The sequence below is a fragment of the Pseudomonas songnenensis genome (genome assembly GCF_003696315.1).
Lineage (GTDB): Bacteria > Pseudomonadota > Gammaproteobacteria > Pseudomonadales > Pseudomonadaceae > Stutzerimonas > Stutzerimonas songnenensis.
In genome coordinates, this window is sequence record NZ_RFFN01000005.1 from 94,253 (window position 1) to 109,524 (window position 15,272).

Annotated in this window: 14 protein-coding genes; 5 read left to right on the forward strand and 9 right to left on the reverse strand. The window is 63.2% G+C overall.

What is annotated here, in order from left to right; translation table 11 throughout:
• Positions 1-20: 20 nt before the first annotated feature.
• From rng to tldD, 4 genes are read left to right on the forward strand one after another with little or no spacing between them, the layout of a single operon-like run.
• On the forward strand, positions 21-1,478 hold the full coding sequence (gene rng, locus EA798_RS14425; RefSeq protein WP_106155739.1) for a ribonuclease G: 1,458 nt from the start codon (positions 21-23) through the stop codon (positions 1,476-1,478).
• A 49-nt stretch (positions 1,479-1,527) separates the two neighbouring features.
• Positions 1,528-5,331: a YhdP family protein gene (locus EA798_RS14430; RefSeq protein ID WP_122099396.1), complete on the forward strand. Its 3,804-nt coding sequence runs from the start codon at positions 1,528-1,530 to the stop codon at positions 5,329-5,331.
• 40 nt (positions 5,332-5,371) lie between these two features.
• Positions 5,372-6,217: a carbon-nitrogen hydrolase family protein gene (locus EA798_RS14435; RefSeq protein ID WP_122099397.1), complete on the forward strand. Its 846-nt coding sequence runs from the start codon at positions 5,372-5,374 to the stop codon at positions 6,215-6,217.
• A gap of 2 nt (positions 6,218-6,219) precedes the next feature.
• Positions 6,220-7,662: a metalloprotease TldD gene (tldD, locus tag EA798_RS14440; protein WP_122099398.1), complete on the forward strand. Its 1,443-nt coding sequence runs from the start codon at positions 6,220-6,222 to the stop codon at positions 7,660-7,662.
• Between the two features lie 75 nt (positions 7,663-7,737).
• Here tldD and yjgA read toward each other — a convergent pair whose 3' ends face one another.
• Entirely contained in the window at positions 7,738-8,259 is a 522-nt protein-coding gene (gene yjgA / locus EA798_RS14445) for a ribosome biogenesis factor YjgA (protein WP_106155735.1), read from the reverse strand.
• Positions 8,260-8,371: 112 nt separating this feature from the next.
• Here yjgA and pmbA point away from each other — a divergent pair, with 112 nt between their 5' ends.
• Complete coding sequence (gene pmbA / locus EA798_RS14450; RefSeq protein ID WP_106155734.1) at positions 8,372-9,718, forward strand: metalloprotease PmbA; 1,347 nt, start codon at positions 8,372-8,374, stop codon at positions 9,716-9,718.
• Positions 9,719-9,770: 52 nt separating this feature from the next.
• Here the strand turns inward: pmbA and EA798_RS14455 are convergent, their stop codons facing one another.
• The 8 genes from EA798_RS14455 to lptC form a co-directional block, all read right to left on the reverse strand.
• A complete protein-coding gene (locus tag EA798_RS14455; protein ID WP_015278038.1) occupies positions 9,771-10,043 on the reverse strand; it encodes an HPr family phosphocarrier protein in 273 nt (90 codons plus the stop codon).
• Between the two features lie 14 nt (positions 10,044-10,057).
• Positions 10,058-10,915, reverse strand: coding sequence for an RNase adapter RapZ (gene rapZ / locus EA798_RS14460; protein WP_038657289.1), 858 nt, complete (start codon positions 10,913-10,915; stop codon positions 10,058-10,060).
• A 15-nt stretch (positions 10,916-10,930) separates the two neighbouring features.
• Positions 10,931-11,395, reverse strand: a complete 465-nt coding sequence (gene ptsN / locus EA798_RS14465; RefSeq protein ID WP_122099399.1) for a PTS IIA-like nitrogen regulatory protein PtsN — start codon at positions 11,393-11,395, stop codon at positions 10,931-10,933.
• 7 nt (positions 11,396-11,402) lie between these two features.
• On the reverse strand, positions 11,403-11,711 hold the full coding sequence (gene hpf, locus EA798_RS14470) for a ribosome hibernation-promoting factor, HPF/YfiA family (protein WP_003302844.1): 309 nt from the start codon (positions 11,709-11,711) through the stop codon (positions 11,403-11,405).
• 74 nt (positions 11,712-11,785) lie between these two features.
• The gene (locus EA798_RS14475) at positions 11,786-13,294 is read right to left on the reverse strand and encodes an RNA polymerase factor sigma-54 (RefSeq protein ID WP_106155732.1); all 1,509 of its coding nucleotides are present in this window, start codon (positions 13,292-13,294) and stop codon (positions 11,786-11,788) included.
• A 146-nt stretch (positions 13,295-13,440) separates the two neighbouring features.
• The gene (gene lptB / locus EA798_RS14480) at positions 13,441-14,166 is read right to left on the reverse strand and encodes an LPS export ABC transporter ATP-binding protein (RefSeq protein ID WP_015278034.1); all 726 of its coding nucleotides are present in this window, start codon (positions 14,164-14,166) and stop codon (positions 13,441-13,443) included.
• On the reverse strand, positions 14,166-14,711 hold the full coding sequence (gene lptA / locus EA798_RS14485; protein WP_106155731.1) for a lipopolysaccharide transport periplasmic protein LptA: 546 nt from the start codon (positions 14,709-14,711) through the stop codon (positions 14,166-14,168). The genes lptB and lptA overlap by 1 nt, the downstream gene beginning before the upstream one ends.
• Positions 14,698-15,270 carry an LPS export ABC transporter periplasmic protein LptC gene (gene lptC / locus EA798_RS14490; protein ID WP_106155730.1) on the reverse strand — a complete coding sequence of 191 codons (573 nt, stop codon included), beginning with the start codon at positions 15,268-15,270 and terminating at the stop codon, positions 14,698-14,700. The genes lptA and lptC overlap by 14 nt, the downstream gene beginning before the upstream one ends.
• Between the last annotated feature and the right edge of the window lie 2 nt (positions 15,271-15,272).

The window sequence follows — 15,272 nt, forward strand, 5'->3', positions numbered from 1 at the left end:
AGCCACCGCCGAGAATAAGAATGAGCGAAGAAATCCTGATGAACATCACCCCCATGGAGTCGCGGGTGGCGGTGGTCGAAAACGGTGTTCTGCAGGAAGTGCACGTCGAGCGCACGCAGCGCCGCGGCATCGTCGGCAATATCTACAAGGGCAAGGTGGTGCGCGTACTGCCCGGCATGCAGGCGGCTTTCGTCGATATCGGCCTGGACCGAGCGGCCTTTATCCACGCGTCGGAGATCTCCGCCCGTGAAGGCAATGCGGTCGAGCCGATCAACGCACTGGTGCATGAAGGGCAGAGCCTGGTGGTACAGGTCACCAAGGACCCCATCGGCACCAAAGGCGCACGCCTGACCACGCAGTTGTCGATTCCCTCGCGCTACCTGGTGTACATGCCGCGTACGAGTCATGTCGGGATTTCCCTGCGCATCGAGGATGAGGCTGAGCGCGAACGACTCAAGCAGATCGTTGCAGAATGCGTGGCAGCCGAGGGTATCCAGGAGGCGGGCGGCTTCATCCTGCGTACCGCGGCCGAGGGCGCCGGCAGTGACGAGATTCTCATGGATATCCGTTACCTGCGCCGTCTGTGGGAGCAGATCGCCAGTCAGATCAAGACCGCTGCCGCCCCCACGGTGATCTACGAGGACCTGTCGCTGGCCATGCGCACCCTGCGCGATCTGGTCAATCCGCGCATCGAGAAGATCCGTATCGATTCGCGGGAGAATTTCCAGAAGGTCACCCAGTTCGTCGGCGAGTTGATGCCGGAACTGGGCGACCGTCTCGAACACTACCCGGGCGAGCGACCGATCTTCGATCTCTATGGCGTCGAGGACGAGATCCAGAAGGCGCTGGAGCGCAAGGTCATGCTCAAGTCAGGTGGCTACCTGATCATCGATCCGGCCGAAGCGATGACGACCATCGACGTCAACACCGGTGCCTTCGTCGGCCATCGCACGCTGGAAGAGACCATCTTCAAGACCAACCTCGAATCGGCCACGGCGATTGCCCGCCAGCTCCGGCTACGCAATCTGGGCGGCATCATCATCATCGACTTCATCGACATGGAAGACGAGGAACACCGACGCCAGGTCCTGCGTACGCTGGAAAAGCAGCTCGAGCGCGATCACGCAAAAACCAACATCATCGGCATCACCGAGCTTGGCCTGGTGCAGATGACCCGCAAGCGCACCCGCGAAAGCCTGGAACAGGTGCTTTGCGAGCCATGCATGTGCTGCCAGGGGCGCGGCAAGCTGAAGACGCCAGAAACCGTCTGCTACGAGATTTTCCGCGAAATCCTGCGCGAGGCACGGGCCTACCAGGCGGAAGGCTATCGGGTGCTGGCCAACCAGAAGGTGATCGATCGCCTGCTGGACGAGGAGTCAGGCAACGTGGCTGATCTCGAGGCGTTCATCGGTCGGTCGATCAAGTTCCAGGTGGAAAGCATGTACTCGCAGGAACAGTACGACGTGGTGTTGCTCTGAACAGAGGTAGACCAGGCCGTCCGGGCCAGGATGACCGGAGTGCATCCGCATGAGCCGCCTCGCCGTATTTCTCGTGACCCTGTCGCGCCAGCTGTCATGGCTGGCAGCGTTCGGACTCATTCTGGCCGCGCTGTACGTCAGCCTTGGCCGGCAACTGGTTCCGCTGGTGGCCGAGTATCAGCGCGAGGTGCAGGAAAAGGCGCAAGCGGCGCTGAACATGCCGGTAACCGTGGGCCGGCTGGAGGGCCGCTGGGAGGGCTACGCCCCCAGGCTGCTTGCACATGACGTGCTGATCGGCGAGGGCGACGGTGCCATGCGTCTGGACCGTGTCGCCATCGTCCCCGACCTGGCTGCCAGCCTTTGGGCACGTGAGTTGCGTCTCGCAACGCTGGAGTTGGCCGGTGTGCACCTCTCCGTGGCTGAAGATGCGGAGGGCAGATGGCGGGTGGAGGGCCTGCCAGAGCGCCCCGAGCAGCCGCCTCCCGATCCGCAGAAGCTTATCGAGGCGTTGCAGCAGGTGCGACGCCTCGCAGTTCTGGACAGTCAGATCACCCTTGAGCCCTTCGGCGAGTCGCCCCTGACCCTGAGCTACACCGATGTGGGCCTGCGGGTCGATGGCGAGCGGCTCAGACTCGATGCCCGCAGCGTTCTGCCGGACGGCCAGCCCCTGGCCTTGCGCGTTCAGGGGCGCGTGCAGGCGCAGCGTTGGCAGCAGGCTGAAGCGCAGCTTTACCTGAGCCTGCCGCAAAGCGATTGGGCCGCGTGGCTGCCGCGGCGCCTGACTGCCGACTGGAGCCTGCACTCGGTGCAGGCGGGCGGTGAGCTGTGGGGGCGCTGGAGCAAGCAGCAGCTGGAGCGCGCCGTGTTGCGTTTGAATGCGTTGCAGCTGAACGCGTCGTTTGCCGATCGCGCACCTCTGCAGCTCGAGGACCTGGCCGTCGAGGCTTACGTCGATCACACCGAGAAGGGCTATCGGGTGCTGCTGGACCGACTGGCCTTCGATCTGCAAGGCGAGCGTTGGGGCGACGCGCGAATCCTTCTGCAGCAGAACGAGGGCGAGCAGCACTGGCGGCTGCAGGCCGATCGCTTAGGCATCGCGCCAATCGCCACGCTCGTCGGCGGGCTGGCACCGCTACCGCCGGCCGCCACCGAGACGCTTTCGGCGCTGCAGCCCAGCGGAACGGTGCGCAATCTTCGCCTCGACTACCGCCCCGAGTCGGACTCCCCGCAGCGGTTGCGGTTCGCCGCCAATCTGGATCGGGTCAACTTCGCGGCGCAGAACTGGATCCCGGCAGTCGGAAACGCAAGCGGCAGCATTCAGGGCGATCTGGCCAGTGGCGAGCTGCGCCTGGATAGTGACGGCTTCAGCCTGCACCTCGCGCCGCTGTACCCCGAGCCCTGGCACTATCGGCACGGTGCCGGCCGCCTGACCTGGACGCTGGACGACCAGGCGTTCACCCTGGTCGCACCCTATCTGCGTGTCGATGGCGAAGAAGGCAGGATTGCCGGGGACTTCCTCATCCGCCTGATGCGAGATCCAGAGGCGGAAGACTACATGGACCTGCGCGTCGGGCTTAGCGACGGCGACGCCGGCTATACCGAAAAGTACCTGCCCACCAGGTCGCCGGCGCTGAGCCCAGCGCTGGTCGGCTGGCTCAAGGAGGCCATACGTGGTGGTACCGTCGAACAGGGATATTTCCAGTACCAGGGCGCGCTGAGCAAGAACGCTTCCGACAGTGCGCGCAGCCTGAGCCTGTATTTCAAGGTGCGTGACGCCGAGCTGGCGTTTCAGCCTGGCTGGCCCGTGCTGCGGCAGGGGCGCGGTGAAGTCTTGATCGAGGACAGCGGGGTGCGGGTGCGGCTTGCAGAAGGCCGGATTCTCGACAGTCGCGTGTATGACGCGACAGCCGATATTCCCCATGCCGACAGTGGGAAGGTCCCGCAGTTGTCCGTCAAGGGAAAGGTGAGCAGCAGCCTGCCGGATGCGTTGAAGCTGCTGCAGGAAGCGCCAATCGGCACCGGGGAGATCTTCGCGGGGTGGCAGGGACAGGGGCAGCTCGATGGCGCTCTGGATCTGCAGATTCCGTTGGGTAAAGGCACGCCGCGGGTCATCGTGGATTTCTCCAGCAGCGATGCAGCATTGCGGATCGCCGAACCTGCGCTTGGTTTCGAGCAGCTGCGCGGCGACTTCCGTTACGACACTGCGCGTGGCCTCAGCGCAGACGATATCCAGGCTCGGCTGTTCGGCCGTGCGGTCAGGGGCAAGGCTGTGGCGACGGGGTCGGCCGGCAAGCCCGCCTCCCGTGTCGAAGCGCGCGGCGACGTGGGGCTCAAGCCATTGCTCGAGTGGCTCGAAGTGGATCAGCCATTGCCAGCCAGTGGCGAGTTGCCCTACCAGCTGCGGCTGGATCTGGCGGGTGAGAACAGCCAGTTGCAGATCGACTCTTCGCTGCAGGGGCTGCGCATCGACCTGCCGGCGCCATTCGGCAAAACGGCCGGCGTACGCCGTGACACTTCGTTGCGCATGTCTCTGCAGGGGGCTGAGCGACGCTACGGTGTGCAGTACGGGACGCTCGCGGCATTGGCGTTCGCTGCACCGCCGGATGCCTGGGCACAAGGGCGCGGCGAGCTGCGGCTGGGGGCCGGCGCGGCCAATCTGCCGGCCCGCGCCGGGCTATACGTACGAGGCCGCCTGGCTGAACTCGATTGGAAGGCCTGGCAGGCAGTGCTCGATCAGCACGGCAAGGGTGACCCACAGCAGACGACGGGCTCCCTGCTGCGCCAGGTGCAGGTCGATATCGGCCGTTTCGATGGCTTCGGCACCCATATCGACAATCTCGGCGTTGACCTTCAGCGGCTGAGCAATGCCTGGGCCCTGAATTTGCGCAGCTCGCTCATCAGCGGCGCGGTCCGCCTTCCGGATGCCGAGAACGGTGTCATCGTGGCCAATCTGCAACACCTCCGCTTGCCCGCCGCGACGGCGACTGGCGAAGCGGGCGGAACTCGTCCCGACCCGCTGGCTGACGTGGACCCGCAAAGCCTGCCGGCGATGGATGTTTCCATCGACCAGGTTGCCATGGGGGACGACGCACTCGGTGCCTGGGCGCTGAAGTTGCGCCCGGTCAGCGGTGGAGTCGAATTCCGCGATATCGCCCTTGACCTGAAGGGGCTGAGGGTCGCCGGTGCCGGCGGCTGGAATGGTACGCAGACCTGGTACAAAGGTCGCCTCGAAGGGCGCAATCTGGCTGACGTGTTGGTCGCCTGGGGCTTCGCCCCCTCGGTGACCAGTGAATCCTTTCGACTGGATGCGGACGGCCAGTGGCCGGGATCGCCGGCCCGGTTCGCCATGGCGCGCTATTCCGGCAGCATGCAACCGCGGCTGCGCAAGGGACAGTTCGTCGAGATCGATGGCAGCGCTCAGGCACTGCGCGTGTTCGGCGTGCTGAACTTCAACTCGATAGGTCGCCGCCTGCGCCTGGATTTCTCCGACCTGTTCAGCAAGGGCCTCAGCTACGACCGTCTGGACGGCAACCTGCAGGCCAGCGCCGGAGTGTTCACGACCCGCGAGCCGATCACGGTCAGCGGCCCGTCGAGCAACCTCGAGCTGGACGGCAAGCTGGACATGGCCCGCGACGAAATAGACGCCAAGCTGCTGGTCACCTTGCCGATCAGCAACAACCTGCCGCTGGCGGCGCTGATCGTCGGTGCGCCGGCGATCGGCGGTGCGCTATTCGTGGCGGACAAGCTCCTGGGTGACCGCGTGGCGCGTTTCGCCAGCGTGCAGTACGACGTCAAGGGGCCGTGGCAGTCGCCGAAGATCAGCTTCGACAAACCATTCGAGAAGCCCAACTGATCCTCAGTCGCGGGCTTCGTCTTTCAGCAGCGGGGAAGTCATGTCCTTAGCGGTGATACAGATGGCCAGTCAGGCTGACGTTGCGCTCAATCTGACCTGCGCTCGACAGTTGCTGGAGCAGGCGGCACAGGCCGGCGCCCGTCTGGCGGTGCTGCCGGAGAACTTCGCAGCCATCGGGCACAAGGCTCCGGCGGCGATCGGGCGTGCTGAAGCAATGGATGAGGGGCCGATCCTGCCCTGGTTGAAACAGGCGGCGCGCGACCTCAGGTTATGGATAGTCGCCGGAACGCTGCCGTTGCCCCCCGATGATTGCCCGCAGGGCAAGCCCAACGCCTGCTCGTTGTTGTTCGATGATCAAGGGCAGCGCGTGGCGCGCTACGACAAGCTGCATCTGTTCGACGCGGCGGTGGCTGACAGCCGCGGCCAGTATCGAGAGTCGGATGACTATGCGCCCGGTGAGCGATTGGTCGTGGTCGATACGCCGGTTGGTCGATTGGGCATGAGCGTGTGCTACGACCTGCGCTTTGCGGAGCTGTATACGGCGTTGCGCGCAGCGGGTGCTGAGTTGATCAGCGTGCCGTCGGCGTTCACCACGGTGACCGGTGAGGCCCACTGGACGACCCTTGTTCGCGCCCGCGCCATCGAGACGCAATGCTATATCCTGGCTGCAGCGCAAGGTGGCGAGCACCCGGGCGGTCGCTTCACCCATGGTCATTCGTCTATCGTTGACCCATGGGGCCGATTGCTATGCGAGCAGGCAACCGCTCCGGCTGCCCTCGTCGCCGAGCGAGATGTGGCGGAACAGGCCGCCATTCGCCAGCGCATGCCGGTGCAACGCCACCGCCGATTTTCCGTACCGTGCCTGGTCACGGACCGTTTGGAGTGAATATGAGTGAACTGCTGTTACCCGTCACCGAGCGCCTGCTGACCCCTGGCGGCCTGGGTATCGACGATCTGCCCGGTCTGCTCGGCGAGCTTGCCGGTCCCGGCGTGGATGCTGCGGATCTGTATTTTCAGGACCAGGTGTCCGAGTCGTGGGTGCTCGAGGACGGCATCGTCAAGGAGGGCGGCTTTCACCTGGAGCAGGGCGTCGGTGTGCGCGCGCTGTCTGGCGAGAAGACCGGCTTCGCCTATAGCAATGCCATCACCGCCGATGCGCTGCGCCAGGCCGCTCAGGCAGCGCGCTCGATTGCGCGCAGCGGGCAGCAGGGCGAGGTCAGGGTTCTGTCCAGGGCGGCATTCGCTCCGCTGTACAGCCGCGACAATCCGCTCGATGGGCTGAGCCGCGCCGAGAAGGTCGAGCTGCTCAAGCGCATCGATGTCGCGACCCGTGGGCTGGACCCGCGCATCAAACAGGTCACGGTGAGCCTGGCGGGTGTCTGGGAGCACATTCTGGTGGCTGGCATGGACGGCGAGATGGCAACCGATATCCGGCCGCTGGTGCGTTTCAACGTCAGCGTGATCGTCGAGCAGAACGGTCGGCGTGAGCGTGGCGGCCAGGGTGGTGGCGGCCGCACCGGCTATCAGTACTTCCTGACAGAAGACCGCGCCATGGGCTACGCCCGCGAGGCCCTGCGCCAGGCGCTGGTCAACCTCGAGGCGGTGCCAGCCCCGGCGGGCTCGTTGCCGGTGGTGCTCGGCCCGGGCTGGTCCGGTGTGCTGCTGCACGAGGCCGTGGGGCACGGTCTGGAGGGTGATTTCAACCGCAAGGGCAGTTCGGCCTATAGCGGCCGGATTGGCGAGCAGGTCGCGTCCAAGCTCTGCACCATCGTCGACGACGGTACCCTGGCCGACCGTCGTGGTTCGCTCAGCATCGATGACGAAGGTACGCCGACGCAGTGCACCACGCTGATCGAGAACGGCATTCTCAAGGGCTATATCCAGGACAAGCTCAACGCACGGCTGATGGGCGTTGCACCGACCGGTAATGGCCGCCGCGAGTCCTATGCACACCTGCCGATGCCGCGCATGACCAATACCTACATGCTCGCCGGCGAGAGCGATCCGCAGGAAATCATCCGCTCGGTGAAGAAGGGTATCTACTGCGCCAGCCTTGGCGGTGGCCAGGTCGATATCACCAGCGGCAAGTTCGTCTTCTCTACCAGCGAGGCGTATCTGATCGAGGACGGCAAGATCACCGCACCGGTGAAGGGCGCCACGCTGATCGGCAACGGGCCGGAGGTGATGAACCGGGTGTCGATGGTCGGCAACGATCTGGCGCTGGACAGCGGCGTGGGCACTTGCGGCAAGGATGGGCAGTCGGTGCCGGTCGGTGTCGGTCAGCCGACATTGAAGATCGATGAGATCACGGTAGGCGGAACAGGCGCTTGAGAGGCCTGCTGATCTCGAGCTGCAAGCGCAGGACCGTGTCGGCCTCGGCTTGCAGCTCCCGGTTCGGCTCTGCAGTTAGCGCAGCCCGCGCTTGGTTTCGTCGAGGTCGCGGATGTACTTGAAGATCTTGCGGCTGGCGGCTGGCGGTTTGTTGCGTGCCGCTTCGTGCTGAGCATGACGGATCAACCCACGCAAATGCTGGCGGTCGGTATCGGGGTACTCGGCAACGAAGGCTTCCAGCGTGGCGTCATCCCCACCGATCAGACGGTCGCGCCAGCGCTCCAGCGCATGGAAGCGTTCGTTGTACTGACGAGTCGAGGCGTCCAGCTGATCGACCAGTGCCAGGATGGCGTCGACATCCTGATCACGCATCAGCTTGCCGATGTACTGGATGTGCCTTTTGCGGGCGATGTGCGCCTTGTGTTTGGGGGCGTCGGCCAAGGCCTTCTGCAGGGCATCGCTCAGCGGCAGGCGGGCAATGAGGTCCGGCTTGAGGGTGGTCAGGCGCTCGCCGAGTTCCTGAAGGGCAAGCAACTCGCGCTTGACCTGGGATTTGCTTTTCTCGTCGAAATCTTCGGCGTCGGAGTGTTCAGACATGGGGATGGTCCATTAGGAAATGCCGCCATGATAACAGCAGCCCTGGCGGCAGGCTTCAGAGGAGCGGCGCCAGGTTGCAACTTGATTCGATTGCGGTCGTTTGGGAGTGCTTATGAGTGAAGTAGAAGGCATCGGCCCGCACGCGCTACCCGGGTTGCGCGAGAAGGTCGAGCGCATCATCGAGGAAGCGCGTCGGCAAGGTGCCAGCGCCAGTGAGGTTTCGGTCTCGATGGAGCAGGGGCTGTCCACCACGGTTCGCCAGGGGGAGGTCGAGACTGTCGAGTTCAACCGCGACCAGGGCTTCGGCATCACGCTTTATGTCGGTCAGAGCAAGGGTTCAGCCAGCACCACCGGTAGTGGCGATGAGGCCATACGGGAAACCGTGGCGGCTGCACTGGCCATTGCCAGGCATGCGTCCGAGGATGAGTTCGCCGGTCTGGCTGATGCGACGCTGATGGCACGGGAGCTGCCCGACCTGGATCTCTATCATCCCTGGAACATCACGCCGGAGCAGGCCATCGAACAGGCCCTGAGCTGTGAAGGCGCAGCGTTCGCGGTCGATCAGCGTATTCGCAACGCGGACGGTACCAGTCTCAATACCCATCAGGGCTGCCGTGCCTATGGCAACAGCAACGGTTTCATCGGTGGTTATTGCAGCAGCCGGCATAGCCTGAGCTGCGTGATGATCGCTGAAAGCGAAGGCCAGATGCAGCGCGACTACTTCTACGATGTCAATCGCATCGGTGAGGCGCTACTGGACCCGCAGACGATCGGCAGGCGCGCCGCCGAGCGGGCGGTAAGGCGTCTGGGGGCGCGACCGGTGCCAACTTGCGAGGTGCCCGTGCTGTTTGCTCCTGAGTTGGCGACCGGGCTGTTCGGCCACTTCATCGCGGCGATATCCGGCGGCAACCTGTATCGCAAGGCGTCCTATCTCGAAGATGCCCTCGGTCAGACGCTGTTTCCTGAATGGTTAAGCCTGGATGAGCGCCCGCACATTCCGCGCGCGCTTGGCAGTGCCAGCTACGATGGTGATGGTCTGGCGACGTACGCCAAGCCGTTCGTGGAGAACGGCCGCCTGCTGTCCTATGTGCTATCGACCTACTCCGGGCGCAAGCTGGGCATGCCGAGCACAGCCAACGCGGGGGGCGTGCATAACCTGTTCGTCAGCCACGGCAATGAGGATCAGGCGGCGCTCATCCGTCGCATGGGTCGAGGCCTGCTGGTAACCGAGCTGATGGGGCAGGGGTTGAACCTGGTTACCGGCGACTACTCGCGTGGTGCCGGTGGCTACTGGGTCGAAAACGGCGAGATCCAGTTCCCGGTGCAGGAGGTGACCATTGCCGGCAACCTGCGCGACATGTTCCGTCAGATCGTTGCGGTGGGCTGTGACGTGGAAACCCGCAGCAATGTGCGAACCGGCTCGGTGCTGATCGAGCGGATGATGGTCGCCGGTAAGTGAAGCTAACGCAGTGGCGCGGCTGGAGACAGTTCGCGCCGTCTAGCCCGGCGCTTTACTCGCCTTCTTCGAAGTAGTCGTCGATCAGCGCAATCAGGGCGTTCAAGGCGTCATCTTCCTGCTCGCCCTCGGTGTGCAGGTGTACGGAGGTGCCTTTGCTTGCCGCAAGCATCATGACGGCCATGATGCTTTTCCCGTCCACCAGGGTGTCGGGGCACCGGCCCACGCGAATCTTGCAGGGGAAACGGTTGGCTACGGCGACGAACTTGGCTGCAGCACGAGCATGCAGGCCGAGTTTGTTGATGATGGTTACTTCACGGGCGGGCATGGGTACAGGTATTCCTAGGCGAGGTCCCGATGACGGACCTGCAGGTTTTTCAGCGGCTCTCTGAGGGCCTGGCCCAACCGTTCGGCCAGGTAGACCGAACGGTGATGCCCGCCGGTGCAGCCAATGGCGATGGTGACGTAGGCTCGGTTGCTGGCAGCAAACCGCGGCAGCCATTTGCTCAGATAGGCGTGGATGTCCTGGAACATTTCCTCCACATCGGCCTGAGCGGCGAGATAGTCGACCACCGGTTGGTCGAGCCCTGAGAAGTCGCGCAGTTCTGCTTTCCAGTACGGGTTGGGTAGGCAGCGCACGTCGAATACCAGGTCGGCGTCGACGGGCATGCCCCGCTTGAATCCGAATGACTCGATGAGAAAAGCCGTGCCCGGCTCTGGTTTGTTGAGCAGGCGCAGCTTGAGCACGTCACGCAGCTGGTAGAGGTTGAGGTGCGTCGTATCGATCTTCAGATCGGCGTGATCGATGATCGCAGCCAGCAGCAGCTCCTCATCGTGGATCGCTTCGGCCAACGAGCGGGTTTCGTTGGTCAGTGGGTGACGGCGACGGGTTTCCGAGAAGCGCTTGAGCAGGGTTTCGTCGTCGGCGTCCAGATAGAGCACATCGCAGAGGATATGCCGGGCGCGGACCTCTTCGAGCAGTTCCGGGAAGCGCTTGAGCTGGCTAGGCAGGTTGCGCGCATCGATCGATACGGCGACCTGCGGATGCAGTAGCTCGGTATGCAACAGGGCGCGCTCGGCAAGTTCCGGCAGCAGCCCGGCAGGCAGGTTGTCGATGCAGTAGAAACCGTTGTCTTCGAGCACATTCAGCGCGGTACTTTTACCCGAGCCTGAGCGCCCACTTACGATGATCAGCCGCATCGATTGCCCATTTCGTCAGGCCCCGTTCTGCACGTCGACTACGACCTGATAGAGGCTTTGGTTGGTTGGCGCCTCGCGCAGCCTTTGGCGTACTTCCTCGCGGTCGAGCATGCTGGCGATCTGGCGCAGCAGCTCAAGGTGCTCGTCGGTGGCCGCTTGAGGCACCAGCAGAACGAACAGCAGGTCCACCGGTGCGCCGTCGATGGCATCGAAATCCACCGGCGTTTCCAGACGCAGAACGGCGCTCAGCGGTGCGCTGCAGCCGACCATGCGGCAATGCGGAATGGCGATGCCATTGCCAAACCCGGTCGAGCCGAGTTTTTCCCGTGCGATCAGGCTTTCGAAAATGGTCTGGGAGTCGAGATCGATAAGATCCTGGGCGATCACCTTGGCGATCTGCTCCAGGACGCGCTTCTTGCTACCGCCCGGGACGTTCACCAGAGAACGTCCGGGGGTGAGGATGTTTTCGAGTCGGATCATATTGAAGTCAGCGGGTGACAGCGCCCTGAGTGTGGTCTAGCTGCTTCTCCTTGTGCTTGATCAGTTGGCGATCGAGCTTGTCGACCAGCAGGTCGACGGCAGCGTACATGTCTTCGTGATCGGCAATGGCCACGACTTCGCGGCCGGCGACGTGCAGGGTTGCTTCGGCTTTCTGCTTGAGCTTCTCGACCTGCAGGATCACCTGAACACTGATGATACGGTCGAAGTGGCGAGCAAGCCGGTCGAATTTCTCCTCGATGTAGTCACGCAGGGCGTCGGTTACTTCCAGATGAACACCGCTGATGTTGACTTGCATACTGCTATCTCCTTTGCCTTGTGCGAAGAGCAGGGTGGTAGGCCTGCCGCCGATACAGTTCGACCAGGGGCCGATCACAGCAAACGCTTGCGCTCGCTGGACGGTGCGATACCGAGTGACTCACGGTACTTCGCAACTGTGCGGCGGGCCACCTGGATGCCCTGCGCCTCCAGTAAACCAGCGATCTTGCTGTCACTCAACGGCTTTTTCTGGTTTTCCGCGGCGACCAGCTTTTTGATGATCGCGCGGATCGCGGTGGACGAACATTCGCCGCCTTCAGCGGTGCTGACGTGGCTGGAGAAGAAGTATTTGAGCTCGTAGATGCCCCGCGGCGTGTGCATGTATTTCTGCGTCGTCACCCGGGAAATGGTTGACTCATGCATGCCCACCGCTTCGGCAATATCGTGCAGCACCAGCGGCTTCATTGCTTCGTCACCGTGCTCGAGGAAGGCGCGCTGATGCTCGACGATCTGGGTTGCGACCTTCATCAGGGTTTCGTTGCGGCTGAGCAGGCTCTTGATGAACCAGCGCGCTTCCTGCAGCTGGTTGCGCATGAAGGTGTTGTCGGCGCTGGAATCGGCGCGTTTGACAAAGCCTGCGTACTGCGCATTGACCCGCAGGCGCGGCATGGCTTCCTGATTCAGCTCGACCAGCCAGCGGTCATTGTGCTTGCGCACGATGACGTCGGGCACCACGTACTCCGGTTCGCTCGCCTCGATCTGCGAGCCGGGGCGGGGGTTCAGGCTCTGGATCAGCTCGATGACCTGGCGCAGATCGTCTTCCTTGAGCTTCATCCGCCGCATCAGCAGGCTGTAGTCGCGGCTGCCCAGGATATCCAGGTAGTCGCTGACCAGGCGCTGGGCTTCGCTCAGCCAAGGCGTCCGCTCGGGGAGCTGACGCAGTTGCAGCAGCAGGCATTCGCGCAGATCGCGCGCGCCGATGCCGGCCGGTTCGAACTGCTGGATGCGACGCAAGACGACCTCGACCTCATCGAGTTCGATTTCCAGCTCCGGATCGAAGGAGTCGACGATTTCCTGCAGTGTCTCTTCGAGATAGCCCTGATCGTTGATGCAGTCGATCAGGGTGGTCGCGATCAGGCGGTCGGTATCGCTCATCGGCGCCAGGTTGAGCTGCCACAGCAAGTGGCTCTGCAGGCTGATGCCGCTGGACGTACGGCTGGTGAAGTCCCACTCGTCGTCATCGTTGCTGGGCAGGCTGCTGGCGCTGGTCTGATAGATGTCTTCCCAGGCCGTGTCGACCGGGAGCTCGCTGGGGATTCGCTCTCCCCAATCACCGTCGTCTGCGCTTTCGCCGCTGTGGGACGGCTCCTCGTAAGTGCTTTCCGGGCTGCTGTTTTTCTCGATGCCGGGTTCGCCCGGCCGATCGGCGGCTTCGGCCATGGGGTCGGAGCTGTCGAAGTCGTCACCGTCTTCTTCACGCTCGAGCATGGGGTTGGAATCCAGCGCCTCCTGGATCTCCTGTTGCAGATCGAGGGTGGATAGCTGGAGGAGCCGTATGGCCTGTTGCAGCTGCGGTGTCATCGTCAGCTGCTGGCCCATCTTCAGGACTAGCGATGGTTTCATGGCAGAGGACTTCGAACCTTGTATGCCGGCGCAACCGCGCCCATTCCGACATGCCGCGCCTGGGGGCGCCGGCGAAAGCAAATTATATGCCTGCCGACGAAGCCTTTGCCTAGAGCCGATTTGCCGAGCCGAGCAAAAAATCCGCGTTACAGCCGGAATTCGTGGCCCAGGTAGACTTCCTTGACCAGCTGGTTGCTCAGGATGGTCTGCGCGTCGCCTTCGGCAATCAGTTGCCCGTCATTGACGATGTAAGCGGTTTCGCAGATATCCAGGGTTTCGCGGACATTGTGATCGGTGATCAGCACGCCGATGCCCTTGGCCTTGAGGTGATGGATGATCTGTTTGATATCGCCTACCGAGATCGGGTCCACGCCAGCGAAGGGTTCATCGAGCAGGATGAACTTCGGCGCAGTAGCCAGGGCGCGGGCGATCTCCACCCGGCGACGCTCGCCGCCGGACAGGCTCATGCCGAGGCTGTCGCGGATGTGGTTGATGTGAAACTCCTGCAGCAGACCTTCCAGCGCCTGCTGCCGGCCGCTGCGATCCAGGTCTTTGCGCGTCTCGAGAATGGCCATGATGTTGTCAGCCACCGAGAGTTTGCGAAAGATCGACGCTTCCTGCGGCAGGTAGCCGATGCCGGCGCGCGCGCGGCCGTGCATTGGCAGGTGGGTGACGTCGTTCTGATCGATCAGAACGCGACCCTGGTCGGCATTCACCAGGCCGACGATCATGTAGAAGCAGGTGGTCTTGCCAGCGCCGTTGGGGCCGAGCAGGCCAACGATCTGTCCGCTCTCGATGGACAGGCTGACGTCGCGCACGACCTGGCGACTCTTGTAGCTCTTGGCCAGATGCTGGGCTTTGAGAACGGCCATTACTCAGGCTGCTCCGTGGCTTGGTCGCGTTTGCGCGGCTGGATCACCATGTCGACGCGCGGCCGCGGCGTGGTCACATCGGCATTGGTGGCGCGACCGGCATTGACGATCTGGCGACGGGTGTCATAGACGATCTTCTCACCTTCGAAGGTGTTGCCTTCCTGAACCACCTTGGCCTGGTCGATAAGGACGATGCGCTCGTTGGCGGCGAAGTACTGGATGGTCAGGCCGTAGGCCTTGACGATCTCCTTGTCCGCTGCCGGTTTCTGCTCGTAGTAGGCTGGCTTGCCGATAGAAGTGAAGACCTCGACATCGCCATTGCCATCCTGAGTGATGGTCACCGTGTCGCCAGTGATCTTCATCGTGCCCTGGGTGATGACCACGTCGCCGCGATATACCGCTACGCCCTGTCGGTCGTCGAGTTCGGCGGAGTCGGCCTGTACGCGGATTGGCTGTTCACGGTCCTCGGGAAGCGCCCAGGCGCTGGCGCCGAGCCAGAAGGCGCTCAAACCGAGCAGGAGGGGGAGAGTCTTAACGCAGCTCATGCTGGCCTCTTACGTTGGACAGCAGGAGCATCCTGCCGTCATCCATGTACGCTTTCATGCCGGTTGCGGTGGTCACGCCGTTGGCGGCCTCGATTCTAACGGCTTGGTTGGTCTCGGCATAATCCTTGTCCGGCCATACGGTCAGGCGGCTGGTGGTAAGGATCGTCGGGCGGCCTTTGGCATCGGTACGCTCGACCCGTACCTTGTCGATCAACACCACCTCGTCGCCCTCGGCCGATACTTCGCCGCGCTCGCTGCGCACGTGCCAGGGCAGCTCGGTGCCGCGATAGGACATGAGGTCGGGCTTGGTCAGCAGGCTGATATCGCTGGCCTTGATGTGCTCGAGTTTGTCTGCCGTGAGTTCGTAGTTGCGCTTGCCGTCGGGTTGGTACTGCACCGTGCGCGAGTTGATCACGTAGAAGTCGACATCAGGCGTCTCGGCAGTCGCGGCAGGCGGCTGCTGCATGAAACTTTCCGGCCGGATATTCCAGTAGCCGATAGCCACTAACAGGGCAGCGATCAGGGTCAGCAGGGCGGCGAAGCGCAGTTTGCGAAGCATCC

Bases quoted from the DNA above. Each gene is read 5' to 3' on its own strand.
- EA798_RS14455 (WP_015278038.1), bottom strand. From the start codon at position 10,043: ATGCCCGCCCGTGAAGTAACCATCATCAACAAACTCGGCCTGCATGCT.
- rapZ (WP_038657289.1), bottom strand. From the start codon at position 10,915: ATGCGGCTGATCATCGTAAGTGGGCGCTCAGGCTCGGGTAAAAGTACC.
- hpf (WP_003302844.1), bottom strand. From the start codon at position 11,711: ATGCAAGTCAACATCAGCGGTGTTCATCTGGAAGTAACCGACGCCCTG.
- EA798_RS14430 (WP_122099396.1), top strand. From the start codon at position 1,528: ATGAGCCGCCTCGCCGTATTTCTCGTGACCCTGTCGCGCCAGCTGTCA.
- lptC (WP_106155730.1), bottom strand. From the start codon at position 15,270: ATGCTTCGCAAACTGCGCTTCGCCGCCCTGCTGACCCTGATCGCTGCC.
- lptA (WP_106155731.1), bottom strand. From the start codon at position 14,711: ATGAGCTGCGTTAAGACTCTCCCCCTCCTGCTCGGTTTGAGCGCCTTC.
- EA798_RS14435 (WP_122099397.1), top strand. From the start codon at position 5,372: ATGTCCTTAGCGGTGATACAGATGGCCAGTCAGGCTGACGTTGCGCTC.
- ptsN (WP_122099399.1), bottom strand. From the start codon at position 11,395: ATGATCCGACTCGAAAACATCCTCACCCCCGGACGTTCTCTGGTGAAC.
- rng (WP_106155739.1), top strand. From the start codon at position 21: ATGAGCGAAGAAATCCTGATGAACATCACCCCCATGGAGTCGCGGGTG.
- yjgA (WP_106155735.1), bottom strand. From the start codon at position 8,259: ATGTCTGAACACTCCGACGCCGAAGATTTCGACGAGAAAAGCAAATCC.
- pmbA (WP_106155734.1), top strand. From the start codon at position 8,372: ATGAGTGAAGTAGAAGGCATCGGCCCGCACGCGCTACCCGGGTTGCGC.
- EA798_RS14475 (WP_106155732.1), bottom strand. From the start codon at position 13,294: ATGAAACCATCGCTAGTCCTGAAGATGGGCCAGCAGCTGACGATGACA.
- lptB (WP_015278034.1), bottom strand. From the start codon at position 14,166: ATGGCCGTTCTCAAAGCCCAGCATCTGGCCAAGAGCTACAAGAGTCGC.
- tldD (WP_122099398.1), top strand. From the start codon at position 6,220: ATGAGTGAACTGCTGTTACCCGTCACCGAGCGCCTGCTGACCCCTGGC.